The 14,288-nt window shown below is 65.3% G+C and carries 15 protein-coding genes; all 15 read left to right on the forward strand.

The annotated features are described in order from the left end of the window. Window positions 1-24 precede the first annotated feature (24 nt). The 15 genes from DZC73_RS20325 (at window position 25) to DZC73_RS20390 (ending at window position 14,284) form a co-directional block, all read left to right on the forward strand. A complete protein-coding gene (locus DZC73_RS20325) occupies window positions 25-492 on the forward strand; it encodes a hypothetical protein (protein ID WP_124542210.1) in 468 nt (155 codons plus the stop codon). An 8-nt stretch (window positions 493-500) separates the two neighbouring features. Then, on the forward strand, window positions 501-1,100 hold the full coding sequence (locus DZC73_RS20330) for a HupE/UreJ family protein (protein WP_124542211.1): 600 nt from the start codon (window positions 501-503) through the stop codon (window positions 1,098-1,100). Between the two features lie 10 nt (window positions 1,101-1,110). Then, window positions 1,111-2,808, forward strand: coding sequence for a GMC family oxidoreductase (locus tag DZC73_RS20335; RefSeq protein ID WP_124542212.1), 1,698 nt, complete (start codon window positions 1,111-1,113; stop codon window positions 2,806-2,808). Next, complete coding sequence (locus DZC73_RS20340; protein ID WP_124542213.1) at window positions 2,801-3,586, forward strand: thioesterase II family protein; 786 nt, start codon at window positions 2,801-2,803, stop codon at window positions 3,584-3,586. The genes DZC73_RS20335 and DZC73_RS20340 overlap by 8 nt, the downstream gene beginning before the upstream one ends. A gap of 12 nt (window positions 3,587-3,598) precedes the next feature. Beyond that, entirely contained in the window at window positions 3,599-4,405 is an 807-nt protein-coding gene (gene cysE / locus DZC73_RS20345) for a serine O-acetyltransferase (RefSeq protein WP_124542214.1), read from the forward strand. Window positions 4,406-4,473: 68 nt separating this feature from the next. Continuing rightward, a complete protein-coding gene (locus tag DZC73_RS20350) occupies window positions 4,474-6,564 on the forward strand; it encodes a TonB-dependent receptor (protein WP_235835217.1) in 2,091 nt (696 codons plus the stop codon). A gap of 136 nt (window positions 6,565-6,700) precedes the next feature. Next, entirely contained in the window at window positions 6,701-7,921 is a 1,221-nt protein-coding gene (locus DZC73_RS20355; RefSeq protein ID WP_124542215.1) for an ABC transporter permease, read from the forward strand. Window positions 7,922-7,940: 19 nt separating this feature from the next. Next, window positions 7,941-9,176 (forward strand): ABC transporter permease, encoded by a 1,236-nt coding sequence (locus tag DZC73_RS20360; RefSeq protein WP_124542216.1) that lies wholly within the window; start codon window positions 7,941-7,943, stop codon window positions 9,174-9,176. A gap of 30 nt (window positions 9,177-9,206) precedes the next feature. Continuing rightward, the gene (locus DZC73_RS20365; protein WP_124542217.1) at window positions 9,207-9,962 is read left to right on the forward strand and encodes an outer membrane lipoprotein-sorting protein; all 756 of its coding nucleotides are present in this window, start codon (window positions 9,207-9,209) and stop codon (window positions 9,960-9,962) included. A 7-nt stretch (window positions 9,963-9,969) separates the two neighbouring features. Then, the gene (locus DZC73_RS20370) at window positions 9,970-11,352 is read left to right on the forward strand and encodes a hypothetical protein (RefSeq protein ID WP_124542218.1); all 1,383 of its coding nucleotides are present in this window, start codon (window positions 9,970-9,972) and stop codon (window positions 11,350-11,352) included. Window positions 11,353-11,366: 14 nt separating this feature from the next. Next, window positions 11,367-12,077 carry an ABC transporter ATP-binding protein gene (locus tag DZC73_RS20375; RefSeq protein WP_124542219.1) on the forward strand — a complete coding sequence of 237 codons (711 nt, stop codon included), beginning with the start codon at window positions 11,367-11,369 and terminating at the stop codon, window positions 12,075-12,077. 10 nt (window positions 12,078-12,087) lie between these two features. Beyond that, window positions 12,088-12,555, forward strand: a complete 468-nt coding sequence (locus DZC73_RS20380; RefSeq protein WP_124542220.1) for a DUF2141 domain-containing protein — start codon at window positions 12,088-12,090, stop codon at window positions 12,553-12,555. A 43-nt stretch (window positions 12,556-12,598) separates the two neighbouring features. Continuing rightward, window positions 12,599-13,279, forward strand: coding sequence for a TetR/AcrR family transcriptional regulator (locus DZC73_RS20385; RefSeq protein WP_124542221.1), 681 nt, complete (start codon window positions 12,599-12,601; stop codon window positions 13,277-13,279). A 76-nt stretch (window positions 13,280-13,355) separates the two neighbouring features. Continuing rightward, a complete protein-coding gene (locus DZC73_RS30495; protein ID WP_268879053.1) occupies window positions 13,356-13,478 on the forward strand; it encodes a hypothetical protein in 123 nt (40 codons plus the stop codon). A gap of 14 nt (window positions 13,479-13,492) precedes the next feature. Beyond that, entirely contained in the window at window positions 13,493-14,284 is a 792-nt protein-coding gene (locus DZC73_RS20390) for an SDR family NAD(P)-dependent oxidoreductase (RefSeq protein WP_161974669.1), read from the forward strand. Window positions 14,285-14,288 lie beyond the last annotated feature (4 nt).

Genomic DNA, 14,288 nt, shown 5'->3' on the forward strand with positions numbered 1-14,288 from the left:
TCCCAAGCCTCAAGAGGAGTGCATATGAACGACACGAAACAAGTCCAGGACGAGCTGCGCCGATCCATCACGGTCGGCTGGATCAACGCATTGCAGCTGGTGGTCATCATGTTCCTGGTGTCGGTGGTGCGCGCCGCCATCGCCAACGACTTCAAGCCCTTCGGCCGCGACCCGGGCAACCTCGGGCTGGACATCATGATCGTGATCTTCGCGATCTATGCGCTCATCCCCGTGGCCGTGCGGATGTTCGACGGCCTCATCTTCCGCTGGACGATGGTCGGCGCCGCGGTGTTCTTCTTCCTCATGTTCATCGCGCACCAGCTCACGCACATGGTGGTGGACAAGATGCCGCTGAACATCTACCACGTGCTTGACTTCTCGCACCACGCGGTGCTGCTGTGGCTGATCGTCTGCTCGGTCCGCTGGGCACGCATGGCCGATCGGCCGATGTCCGTCGCCGCCGCCCCCGAGCTGGCCGTCAGCCCGAAGTGAGACCCGCCATGCGCTTGTCTCGCAACTCGCTGCAGATGCTTGCCACCCTCGTGGTGGCCGCACTGCCCGTGGTGGCCCACGCCCACGTGGAAGAAGGCAGCCTGGGCGCGCTCGATGGCTTCCTGCATCCCATCAAGGGCGCGGACCACCTGCTGGCCATGCTCAGCGTGGGCATCGTCAGCGCGCAGATCGGCGGACGCAGCATCTGGCTGGTGCCTGCCCTGTTCGTGCTGGCGATGATCGGCGGCGGCGTGGTCGGGCTCAACCAGATCATGGTGCCGCACGTGGAGCTGGGCGTGGCGCTGTCGGTGGTGGCGCTGGGCCTGGCCATCGTCTTCGCCGACAAGCGCAGCAACGTGACGCTGGTGATGCTGTTTGTCATGCTGTTCGGCGCCCTGCACGGCCATGCCCACGGGCTGGAGGCGCCCAAGACCGCGAGCCCGATCTTCTATTCGTTCGGCTTCGTGATCAGCACCGCGCTCATCCATCTGGTGGGCGTCCTCGTGGGCTTCCTGGTGACGGAAAAGTCCCGCGTGCGCAACGCCTCCACCTACCTGGGCTGCCTGGTGTCGGCGGCCGGCGTGTACTTCCTGGCCGGCCTGTACTGAAGGCACGACGATGAGCACACCGAACGACATCGCGACCGCGCAGTCGGCCTGCGGCGGCTACGACGACATCGTCGTGGGCGCGGGCTCAACCGGCGCCATCATCGCCGCCCGGCTGAGCGAAGACCCCAGGCGCCGGGTGCTGCTGGTCGAAGCGGGCGAGGATCATCCCGACCCGTCTTCCATGCCTCCGGAATTGCTGGCCGCGCATGAACCCGTGACGCACGGGCACAACTGGCAGATCAGTGCGCTGCTGCGCGAGCAGAAGCTGCTGAGCCGCCTCACCGAAGCGCACAACCTGTTCCACGCGGCCAACTCCTCGTCGCGCGTGTCGATGGCCAAGACCGCCATCTCCACGCTCATGAACGCAGGCGACGGCCTCACGCACTTCGACTACCCGATGGGCAAGGTCGTCGGCGGTTCGTCCGCCGTCAACGGCGCGCTGGCCATGCGCGGCGCACCGGAGGACTACGACGAGTGGGCGGCGATGGGCAACCCCGCCTGGGCCTGGCCGCAGGTGCTGCTGCAGTTCCGTGCGCTGGAGCGCGATGTGGACATGAAGGCGCCGTACTACGGCAGCCAGGGCCCCATCCCGGTGTCGCGTGCACGGCCCAACGAGCTGCATCCGCTGCAGCGCGACTTCGCGACGGTGTGCGAACAGATGGGCTTCCCGACCGGAGACCCCAACAATCCGCGCTCGACCGGGTACGGCTGCGTACCACGCAACGTCCAGGACGGCAAACGCGTGTCCAGTGCCATGGCCTTCCTGGCCTCGGCGCGGACGCGGCCGAACCTGAGCATCATGCCCCGCACCGTGGCCGACAAGGTGGTGATGGCGCACGGCAGCGCCATCGGCGTCGACGTGCTCGCCGATGGCCGCATCCAGCGCCTGCTGGGCGACCGGGTCGTGCTGTGCGCCGGCGCCTTGCAGACGCCATGCATCCTCATGCGCTCGGGCATCGGGCCGGCCGGCACGCTGGAGAAGCTCGACATCGAGCCCCTGCATGACCTGCCCGGGGTCGGCGGCAACCTCATCGACCACCCGGCCGTGGGCATCTGGCTCGTGCCCAAGCCCGGGCTGTGCAAGGACGGCGAGGACATCCACGAGGTGATGCTCAGGCTCAGCTCGCGCGGCGGCCAGCACCGCAACGACCTGCAGCTGTACATGCTGAACTCGGTGCGGACCTCGCAGTTCCCGGAACTGGCCACGGCCCTGGGCACGCCCCTGGCCATGGCCGTGTCCGCGATGCTGACCAAGCCCCAGTCGCGCGGCATGGTGACGCTCGCCAGCCGCGACCCGCAGGACTCGCCGCGCGTCACGCTGAACCTCGCCAGCGAAGCCCACGACATGCAGGTGCTGGCCGAAGGCGTGCGGCAGGCCTGGTCCATCATCCAGGCCCAGCCGCTGGCGTCGAACGTGGCGCGGGTGTTCGCGTGGAACCAGCGGATCATGGACGACGACCGGCTGCTTCACCAGGCCATCTCGACCTTCGTGCGGGGTTCGTGGCACCCGGTGGGCACGGCCCGCATGGGCGAGTCCGGCGACCGGCTGGCGGTGGTGGACCAGCACGGTGCGGTGCATGGATGCCAGCGGCTGCGCATCGCCGACGCGTCGATCATGCCCACGATTCCGCGGGCGCCGACCAACCTCAGCTGCCTGATGATCGGCGAGATGCTGGCGCGCAGGATGCGGGAGGCCGCCCATGCTTGACCAGATGGCCATGCCCGGCGTCCAGGCCGGCCTGCGCTGGATCAAGCGCTTCGCGCCCAATCCCACGGCCCGCATCCGCCTGCTGTGCCTGCCCTACGCGGGCGCCGGCCCCAGCGTCTTTCGCGGTTGGCCGCGACTGATGGACAGCCGCATCGAAGTGATGGCCGGCCAGTTGCCCGGCCGCGAAGCCCGCCTGCGCGAGCCCTTCGCGCAGAGCGCGCAGGAGATCACGCAGGCCCTGGCCGGTGAGCTGCTCAGGTTGTGTCCGCATGAGCCGCTGGCCGTGTTCGGCCACAGCATGGGATCCATCCTCGCCTACGACCTGGCGCGCCGGCTCAAGGAACAGCATGGCTGGCGGGTGAAGGCCTTGATCGTCTCCGGGCGGCAGCCGCCCCACGTGGTGTTCGGCGGCGACTTCCATTCGCGCCCGGAGCCGGAGTTCATCGCCGAGATCCAGCGCCTGAACGGCACGCCCAGCGCCATCTTCGGCGACGCCGAGATGCGCAACCTGGTGCTGCCGGTGCTGCGTGCCGACTACCGCGTCATCGAGACCTACGAGGCGCGGCGCGGCGGGCTGCTCGACTGCCCCATGGTCAGTTGCACCTCCGACCGCGACGAGGACGCGCCGCGCGAGCGGATGAACCTGTGGCAGTCGCTGAGCAGCGGGCCTTTCGAGGCCTGGGATTTCATCGGAGACCACTTCTTCCTGAAAGACCAGGCTGCCGATCTCACGGCGCGCCTGAACCGCTACCTGCTGGCGCCCGGCGCCATCGCCTGACGAGGACGTTTCATGAGCTCCGTAGTCGCCTTGCCTGAAGACAGCCTGTTCCCGAACCTGTTCATGGAGATCCGCCTGGCCGCCAGTGCCGTGGCGCAGCGCGAACCCCTGCTTCGGCGCAGCTTCATCAAGACCTTCGTGGAGCGCGAGTCGTTCGGCGAGATGCTGGCCGTCGTTCTGGCCCAGCGCATGGAGTGCGCCGAACTCGGCGGCGCGGCGCTGTATGACCTGCTCACGGCCATCCTGGACGACTGCGAGGACATCCAGGCGCAGGCGATGGCCGACATGCTGGCCGTCCGCGACCGCGACCCGGCTGCAGGATCGCCGCTGCACGTGCTGTCCAACCTCAAGGGCTTCCAGGCCTTGCAGGTGCACCGCGCCGCGCATCACCTGTGGCTGGAGGGGCGGCGCGAGCTGGCGCAGGCCATCGCCAACCGGGCATCGGTGGTGTTCGCGGTGGACATCCATCCGGCGGCCATCATCGGCCCCGGCGTGATGATCGACCACGGCACCGGTGTCGTGATCGGCGAGACCGCGCGCATCGACGAGGACGTGTCGATCATGCAGGGCGTCACGCTCGGCGGTACCGGCAAGGACCGCGGCGACCGGCATCCCAAGATCCGCCGAGGCGTGCTGCTGGGTGCGGGCGCGAAGGTGCTCGGGAACATCGAGATCGGGACCATGAGCAAGGTGGCCGCCGGGAGCATCGTGCTCAAGGACGTGCCCGCGCACGTGACCGTGGCCGGCGTGCCTGCCAAGGTGGTGCGCTGCAACCGGCACAGCGACGCGCCGGCCCTCGACATGGACCAAAGCCTATAGCCATCGCGGCCGGCGCGAATGTGCCTTGGGCCGCCTCCATTCATTCACATCAATTCAGGGGAAAAAACATGTCTCAACACTTTCGCAAGCGATTGCGACCGGCCTTCAGGTTGTCGGCCATGGGCTGCGCGCTCATCTCGCTGGGCGGCGCGGGATCGTCCGCCTGGGCCGGCGGCGAGCAGTCGCTGCCCGGCGTGACCATCATCGGGCAGAGCGTCGTGCAGGTGGGCGTGGCGGATTCGGCCAACGTCGGCGTGGTCACGCAAAAGCAGCTGGAAGATCGTACGGTCTACCGCCCCGGCGAACTGCTGGAAGCCGCGCCGGGCCTGATCGTCAGCCAGCACAGCGGCGAGGGCAAGGCCAACCAGTTCTACCTGCGCGGCTTCAACCTCGACCACGGCACGGACCTGCGCACGACGGTGGACGGCATGCTCGTCAACACCCGTTCGCATGCGCACGGCCAGGGCTGGACCGACCTGAACTTCATCATCCCCGAGCTGGCCACGGGGCTCGAATACAAGAAGGGCCCGTACTACGCGGAGGAAGGCGACTTCTCTTCAGCGGGCGCCGTGAGGCTGAAATATGCGGACACCTTGCCCGGTGGCCGCTACAGCGTGAGCCTGGGCCAGGACGGCTACCGCCGGGCGTTGGCCGCGAACTCCACCGCCTTCGCCGATGGCAACCTGCTCTATGCCTTCGAGGCCATGCACAACGACGGCCCGTTCGTGCATCCGGACGACTACCGCAAGTTCAATGCGGTGCTGCGCTACAGCCGCCAGTACGGCTCCGACGGCGGGTTCAACCTGACCGCGATGGCCTACGAAGGCAAGTGGAACTCCACCGACCAGATTCCGCAGTCCGCCATCGATGCCGGATTGATCAGCAATCGCTTCGATGCGATGGACCCGACCGACGGCGGCAAGTCGCACCGCTACAGCCTGTCAGGCTCGTGGCGGCGCTTCGACGAGAACTCGGCGACCTATGCCAATGCCTACGTCATCCGATCGGGCTTGAGTCTGTTCTCGAACTTCACCTACTTCCTGGACGATCCGGTCCATGGCGACCAGTTCGCCCAGCCCGACGACCGCACGACCACTGCGTTCAACGTGAGCCGCAAGTGGCCGGGCCTGCTCGGCGCCTACGAGACCGACAACACCGTCGGCCTGCAGTTCCAGAACGACAGCATCTCCAACGCACTGCAAAGCACGCAGGCGCGCGACGTCGTGAGCACGACCCGCGCGGACCACATCCGCGAGACCAGCCTGGCGCTCTACTACGAGTACGGCACCACCTGGAATTCATGGTTCCGCACCGTGGCCGGTGTGCGAGCAGACAGCTACCGCATGAGCGTGGCCAGCGACAACCCGCTGAACTCCGGCACGCGCAGCCAGACCATGGCCAACCCGAAGCTCAGCCTCGTCTTCGGCCCCTGGTCGGGCACGGAGTACTACGTGAACATGGGCGGCGGCTTCCACAGCAACGATGCCCGCGGCGCGACGATCACGGTGGATCCGAAAGACCCTGCGACGCCCGCCAGCCAGGTGACACCGCTCGTGCGGTCCAAGGGCTTCGAGCTGGGCGTGCGCACCTCGCCGATCCCCGGCCTGCAGACCTCCGTGTCGCTCTACCGGTTGGACTTCGATTCCGAACTCGTCTTCGAGGGTGATGCCGGCACGACCTCGGCAGGACGGCCCAGCCGCCGCACCGGGTTCGAGATCGCCAACTACTACAAGCTCAGCGACTGGCTGACCATCGACGGCGACATCGCCTTCGCCCGCGCGCGGTTCCGCGATGCCGACCCGATCGGGACCCGCATTCCCGGCGCGGTGGAAGGCGTGGCCTCGCTGGCGGTGTCGGTCGACAACCTCGGCCCCTGGTATGGCGAATTCCAGTGGCGTTACTTCGGGCCCCGGCCGTTGATCGAGGACAACTCGGTGCGCTCGCAGTCGACCATCGGGCTGAACGGGCACGTGGGCTACAAGTTCAACGACAAGGTCCGCATCGAGCTGGAAGGCTTCAACCTGGCCAATCGCAAGGCCTCGGCGATCGACTACTTCTACAGCTCGCGGCTCACGCCCACCGGTACAGCGCAGGACGCCATCCACTTCCACCCCATCGAGCCGCGGTCGTTCCGCCTGTCGCTGCTGGCCCGCTTCTGAAAACGTGCGATGGCGACCGCAGTAACCACGTCGTAACCGTGGTCGTCATCAAACCGGATCAAGTGGTGGCTATACTTTTATAAGCATGTACATGCTTATTTATTGAATCTCTTCCGATTCTCCTCGTGGAGCCCGCATGTATTTCCTGCAAATCGCATGGAGCAATGTGCTGCGCAACCGGCGCCGTTCATTGTCGATGTTCGTGGTGGCAGCCCTGGGGGTGAGCATGATCGTGTTCACCAACGGCTTCACCGACGGCATCTCGGCCAACATGTCCAGTTCGATCATCAACCAGATCGACGGGCACATCCGCATTCAGCACAAGGACTACAAGAAGTACTACATCACCGATCAGGAAAAAGTGCTGCTGGCGGACTGGCAAGGGGTGTCACAGGCCGTGACGAAGATTGCGCACGTGCAGCGCGCGATGCCGCGGGTGATGATGGGCGGGCTCATCAGCCACGACGACAAGACCACCACCTTCTTCGGCGCGGCCTCCGACCTCGCGCAGCTGCCGGCCGTGCTGCCCGACTACGCAATCAACCTGGTGACCGGCAAGCCCCTGTCTGCCGACGACCCGGGCGGCGTGCTGCTGGGCACCTCGCTGGCCAAGAGCCTGTCGGTCAAGGTGGGCGATGAGCTGGTGCTGCTGTCCAAGACCGTGCGCGGGGAGCAGAGCAACACGCTGGTCCACGTGCGCGGCATCGTCAACTACCCGACTGACGACAAGGTCGAGCAAAGCCTGCTGCTGAGCGCGCTGGACAAACCCATCGCCGACGACCTGCTCGAACTGAACGCCGGCGCGACGCAGCTCGTGCTGCGCCTGGACGATGAGGCCCATGTGCCCGAGGTCATGGCCGCGCTCGATGCGCTCTTCGCCGCGCGCGGCCTGCCGTGGAAAGCCATCGCCTGGAACGAGAACCCCGTCTACGCCCGCGTGGTCGGCATGTTCACCGGCATCGGCGTGCTCATCACCTTCGTGCTGGTCGTGATGGTGGGCGTGATCACCAGCAATGCCCTGCTGATGGCGTTCTTCGAGCGCATCCGCGAGATCGGCACGATGCGCGCCGTGGGCATGGACACCTGGCAGGTGCATGCGCTGCTGTACATCGAATCCTCCATCGTCGGCGTGCTGGGCGCTTCAGGCGGACTCGTGCTCGGCACGGGCCTGACCGCGCTGGCCGGCGGCACCGGCATCCCGCTGGACCTCATCGGCCAGAGCGTCTATCCGCAGCTGGGCCTGGCCAGCGTGCTGGTCTCCACGCTGTGCCCCATCGCGTGCATCGTGGTCGCCGCGACCATGCCCATCCGCTCGGCGACGCGCATGAGCGTGACCGACGCATTGAACTACCAATGAACAACAAGCGGAGGCCGACGTGATCTTCGACCTGGCACTGAGAAATCTTCAAAGAAACCTGCGCCGCACCCTCATCGCGGAGATCTCCATCATCTTCGGCGTGTTCACCGTCGTCTTCGTCGGCAACTTCATCGACGGCATGCAGTACGCGTGGGCCCAGTTCGAGATCGAGTCCGACACCGGCGCATTCCAGGTCGAGCACCAGGACTACCGCACCCTGCGCAAGTCCGAACCGCTGAAGGTCACCATGGCCGGTGCGGGCGAGCTCATCCAGCAGATCAGCCAGTCGCCCGGCGTGCGCGCGGCCTACGGCAAGCTGGAGTTCTCGGGCATGGTCAGCAACGGCCTGAAGACCACCTTCTTCGATGGCGTGGCCGTCGACCCTGCGCAGCAGGCCCGTGTGCTCAACCGCCAGGAAGACCTGATCGTTCAGGGCAAGCCGCTGGGGCATGGCCCAGGCACCGGCGGCGTGGTGCTAGGCTCCGACCTGGCCAGCATGCTCGACCTGAAGATCGGCGACCCGGTCACGATCGTCGTGCGCACCTACCACGGCAGCCTGAATCTCATCAACGGCACGCTGGTGGGCACCAAGAACGGCCGCCACTTCCCGTCGTCGACCTACCTGGAGATGTCGCTGGCCGACTCGCAGCTGCTGCTGCGCGTGCAGGACCGCGTCTCGCAGATCGTCGTCGCCGTCGACGACATCCCCGCGCTGCCGGCCACGATGGCACAGGTGGCCACCAGGCTGTCGGCCGACAAGCGCCCGTTCCAGCTGCGCGCCTACCCCGAGCTCATTCCCATCTATGCCCAGGCCATCGCGCTGTTCAAGATCATCACGCTGGTGATCGGCCTCGTGCTGTGCGTCCTCGTGGGCGCGGGCATCGGCAACGTGATGGCCATGGCGGTCATGGAGCGCAAGCGCGAAATCGGCACGCTCATGTCCATCGGCATGGAGAAGAAAACCCTGCGGCGGCTCTTCCTCGCCGAAGGCGCGATCACCGGCGCACTGGGTGCCGTCATCGGCATGGTGCTGGTGAGTGCACTGACCTGGTACGTGGCCTCCCACGGGGGCGTGACCTTCCCCGGCAGCAATGCCAGCGGCCAGGGCATTTCGATCATCCCCAGGCTCAGCCCCTCCATGGCGGCGCTCGGCATCTGCATGCCCATCGTGGTCGCACTCGTCGGCGCATGGTGGCCGGCCGCCAAGGCGGCGGGTCTCAGCCCCGTCGAGGCCCTGACCGAGCCCTCTGCCTGAACACGAGCGACCACGAAAACGAGAACACCCATGACTTCACTGACTCGCCGACTGCTCACCTGCGCGCCGCTGCTGGCCGCCCTGGGCCTGCCCCTGTCCGCACGCGCCGAGCTGTCGGCGCTGGACATCCTCAACCGCGCCGACGACAAGATCGACATCAAGCAGTCGCAGGTCGAGCTCGAGATGCTGGTCTACCGCAACAACGAACTGCGCAAGACCTACCGCATGCTGCTGAAGTACGAAGACGCGGACCACACGCTGGCCGAGACCACCTTCCCGCCGCGCAACCAGGGCGAGAAGATGCTGCAGGCCGGGCGCCGCAGCTACTGGCTCTTCCTGCCGAACATCAACAAGTCGGTGCGCATCTCCGAATCGAACAGCTTCTCCAACGGCGACTTCTCCAACGCAGACATCCTGTCACCGCGCCTGAGCTTCGAATACGAGCCCAAGCTGGTCGGCGTGGAGAGCATCAACAACGAAGACGCGTACAAGCTCGAGCTCATCGCCAAGGATGACGGCACGGCCTACTCCAAGATCTTCTACTGGGTCCGCAAGTCGGACTTCTTCCCGCTGCGGCGCGAGTACTACACGTTCTCGCAGCAACTGCTCAAGCGCCTGGACCTGCGCCAGACCTCGACGGTGATGCCCGGCGGCGTCCCCGATGCGCTGATGATGACCAGCGTCCTGGAGCGCGACAAGAAGACCGTCATCCGCTACACGAAGTATTCGCCCAACTCGACCTTCCCGCCGGGCACCTTCGATGAAAGCACCCTGATGCGGCGCTGAGTCATCCATGCTCCCCACCCTACCCCACGCCCTGGGCTGGGCGGCGGCAACAGCTGCCGTCTCGTCCAGCTTCATCCCCAGCGGAGTCGCACTCGCGCTGAACGAGGCGGCATCGAGTCCGCTCCAGGGGGCGGCCGCCTCGACGCCAGGGGCAACGCCGCCGCAGACCCTGGACCCGCAGGACTTTCCGCCCATGGATGCGCCCGCCACCGACCCCGCGGGCACCGGGCCGGCCGCGAAGTCCGCGCAGCGCTCGCCGGCCTGGACCTTCTCCGCGTTCATGCACACCGAAGTCGCGACGATCAATGACCAGTCGCGCCTCAATCCCGGCAACACCATCTTCCAGGCCAGGGACCACGGCAGCTATGTCGAGACGCGGCTGAATGCCTCCGACACCTTCGGCGGCGACCACCAGGGCCGCTGGCAGTTCAAGACCTACACCACCAGCTCCAGCACCAGCCCGTCGGTGGCCGGCATGCATTCGCGCGTCGACGAGCTGTACGCCGACTGGAAGGCGCCGCGCTGGTTTGCGACGGTGGGCAAGCGCCGCATCAACTGGGGGCATGCGCTGGGGTTCAATCCCGTCAACGTCGTGGCACCGGCGCGCAACCCGCTCGATCCGTCGTTCGCGACGGAAGGCCAGCCCATCGGCTGGGTCGGCTTCAGCGGCGACACGGTGCTGGACCTGCTCGTCACGCATGCCGCCGCCAGGAACACCTACAGCGGCGACCGCCCTCGTTGGGGCGCACGCTGGAGCGTGCCCGGCGATGGCAAGGACTTCGCCGTGTATGCCTTCGGCGGCGCCCCCTACCCCGATGGACGCAGCTTCCCGGCAATGCTGGGTGGCTCGTTCTCGATGAACGCCATGCCCGGCCTGACGCTGTACGGCGAGCTGGCCCACTTCTCGAAGAACTACCGCAACTACTACAGCCCGCTCGGAACGCCGTTCACCAAGAGCGGCCCCTATTCGCAGGCCGCCGTGGGGTCGCAGCTCGATCTCGGCGGCAAGTCGAGCGCGTTCGTCGAGCTCTTCATCAATGGTGCCGGCTATTCGCGGCAAGAGCGCAGCGACTACCTCCAGGCGCTGGACGCGGGCATCGCCAGCGCCAGCGTCGGCACGACCCTCTCCGACTTCATCCCGCTGGCGCTCAATCGCCAGTACCTGCTGCTGGGCTACAAGAAGGAGTACCGGGAGAAGTACTCCGGCTCGGTGAACGTCCTCGTCGCCCGCGATGGTTCGTTCTCGAACCGCCTGGAAGCGGCCTACGCCATGTCCGACTACCTCGAAGCCAAGCTCAGCCTCCAGCACGACGGAGGCGGCCGGGGCACCGAGTTCGGCAACTCGCCCACCAAGAGGCTGCTGCAGCTTCAACTGATCGCCAGTTTTTAGATTGGGAGTGAACCATGAAGATCCGCACCGACGCCGTCTGCAAGGAATACCAGCTGGGCCGGTCCACCGTGCATGCGGTGCGCAATGCCTCCATCACCATCAATGCCGGTGAGTTCGTGGCCATCAAGGGGCCATCGGGAAGCGGCAAGTCGACGCTGCTGCACATGATCGGCGCGCTGGACCAGCCGACCTCCGGCGAGATCTGGCTCGGAGACTCGAAGCTGAACGACCTGGACGACAGCCGCCTGGCCACGATCCGGCGCAACGAGATCGGCTTCATCTTCCAGTCCTTCAACCTGATTCCGGTGCTCAGCGTCTTCGGCAACGTCGAGCTGCCGCTGCGTCTTCAGCGCGTGCCTGCGCAAGAGCGCAAGCAGCGCGTCGAAGAGATGCTGCACGCCGTGGGGCTGACGCAGCGCGCCCTGCACAAGACCGAGGAACTCAGCGGCGGACAACGCCAGCGGGTGGCCATTGCACGTGCGCTGGTCACGCGGCCCCAGGTGATCCTGTCGGACGAGCCCACAGCCAACCTGGACTCCAAGACCGGCGACGAGATCCTCGACCTGATGCGCCGCCTGAACCAGGACCACCAGGTCACCCTGATCTTTGCGACGCACGACCACAGCATCGTCGAGCGCGCGGACCGGGTGGTGAGCATCCTGGACGGCGAAATCATCGACGACCGTCGAATGGGTGCCGAACCGAAACTGATGTCCGTGGGTTGAATGACCTTTGATGACCTTTGAACAGGGAATGAACATGAAGAGAAAGATCAGGGCACTGGCCGCATGCGCCTTTCTGGCGCTTCCGGCGGTTTCCTCGCTGGCCGCAGATCTCGATGTGGTGGTTGAAAACATCCGCAACGCGAATGGAAACCTCATCATCGCGCTGTATTCACCCGACACCCAGCAGGCTTTTCCGGCGCACCCTGACAAAGCGTTACGAAAGATTCAAGTCCCGGCCAAGGAAGGCAAACAGACCGTCCACGTCGAAAATGTCAGCGAAGGAAATTTCGCCGTCACCATCGTCCATGACGAAAATGGAAACGGAACCATGGACCACAATTTCCTCGGGATGCCTCGGGAAGGGTTCGGTTTCTCCAACAACCCCAAAGTGAGGTTCAGCCTTCCTTCATTTGAAGCCGCTTCGTTCCACATGACCAGCGGCGCCAAGGAAATTTCCATTTCCTTGACCTATTGGTAACCGTCTGGCTGGTAGAACCGCAAGCGCTTACGGGGTACGATCAATGCTCACCGCCTTCTTCTGCTTTGCGCAGTTGCCTCTCACAAGGAACGTTCCGGGTTGGCGGATTGATCGTCCTCTCTCAGAAAGAAGAGCCTTGGGTAGAAACAAGACCATCGACGACACGGAATTGCTCGCTCACGCACGGCGGGTATTCCTCGAAAAAGGCGCACAGGGTTCCACCAAGGAGATCGCCAGATCCGCAGGCATCTCGGAAGCCGTGCTGTTCCAACGTTTCCCGACGAAAGCAACGCTTTTCCTGGCCGCCATGGTGCCGCCGCAGGTGGATGCCGATGCCATCGTCCAAAGCGGAGCCAAGTATTCGGATCCACAAGACGCCTTGTGTGCGATGTGCGATTCGATGCTGGTGTATTTCCGCTCGATGATGCCCATCGTCCTGCACTTGCTGACGCATCCGTCGATCACGATGGAAGACATCATGTCCCATTTTGAAAAATCGGCCTCGGCGTCATTACCAAGGGCACTTTCAAAATACCTCACTTCATTGCAGGGCGCCGGCAAGGTTCATGTCAATGACCCTGACTCGGCGGCCTCGCTGCTGATTTCCTCCATCCACAGCGTCGCGATTTTCGAAATGCTTGGTGCCCACGGCGGACATTTTCCGGAAGCCGGAGTCCGTGCCCTGGTGGCTGCCTTCTGGCACGGTTTAGCGCCTCGCCGCTGACATAACCTTTTATCTTTAGCGATGGTGGACGCTTCAATCTCCACCCTGACCTTTCTTTTGCCTACGGGAGATATATATGACGAAGAAGAAATCCATCAATATTGCCATCTGGGTTGCCGCATTGGTGGGCGTGGCTGCATTGGTCACCACCCTTGGCGGGCGGGTTGTCCAGTTTGTCATCAAGATGCACGGCGGCTGAAGAAGAATATCCCCATGGCCTCTCGAAACTCGGCGGAATTCAAGTCCAGGTACGGGCCGTGGGCCGTCGTCACGGGTGCGTCGTCGGGCATCGGCGCGGAGTTTTCGCGCCAGCTCGCAGCGCTTGGCCTGAACCTCGTGCTGGTGGCCCGCCGCCAGGAGCGGCTGGCCCGCTCGAAGCTTGAACTCGAGGCCCAGCACAACATCCAGGTGCTCACGGTGGCCTGCGACCTGCAGCACACCGAGGCCGTGGCCGAACTGGCCGCCGCCACCGCCGGGCTCGACCTGGGCCTGCTCGTGAACTGCGCAGGCTTCGCCGTCACCGGCGAGTTCACGCAGCATCGCATCGAAGACGAAGTCAGCCTGCTCCACGTGGACTGCCGGGCCCTGATGATGCTGTCCCATCACTTCGGCAAGAAGTTCGTGGCCAGGCGCAGAGGCGGCATCATCAACGTGGCATCGGCCGCATCGTTCATGCCGCTGCCCTACTGGGCGCACTACTCTGCAGCGAAAGCCTATGTGCTGCAGTTGTCCGAAGGGCTGTGGTTCGAAATGAAGAAACACGGAGTCGACGTGCTGGCCTTGTGCCCCGGCAGCACCCAGACCGAATTCGCCCAGGTCGCGGGCACGTCGATGGAAGGCATGGACGTGAAGCCCGTCGTGAGTCAGGCCATCGAAGGCTTGGGCCGCAAGATCCGCGTCACGCCGGGCCTGGGCAATCGCGTCGCCGCGATCATTCCCCGGTTGATTCCTCGCCGGCTCAGCATTCTTCTTGGCTCCCAGGTCGTTCGGCCTGCCAGGTCATGAGGCG

The organism is Rhizobacter terrae, assembly GCF_003852895.1.
Classification (GTDB): Bacteria; Pseudomonadota; Gammaproteobacteria; order Burkholderiales; family Burkholderiaceae_C; genus Albitalea; species Albitalea terrae.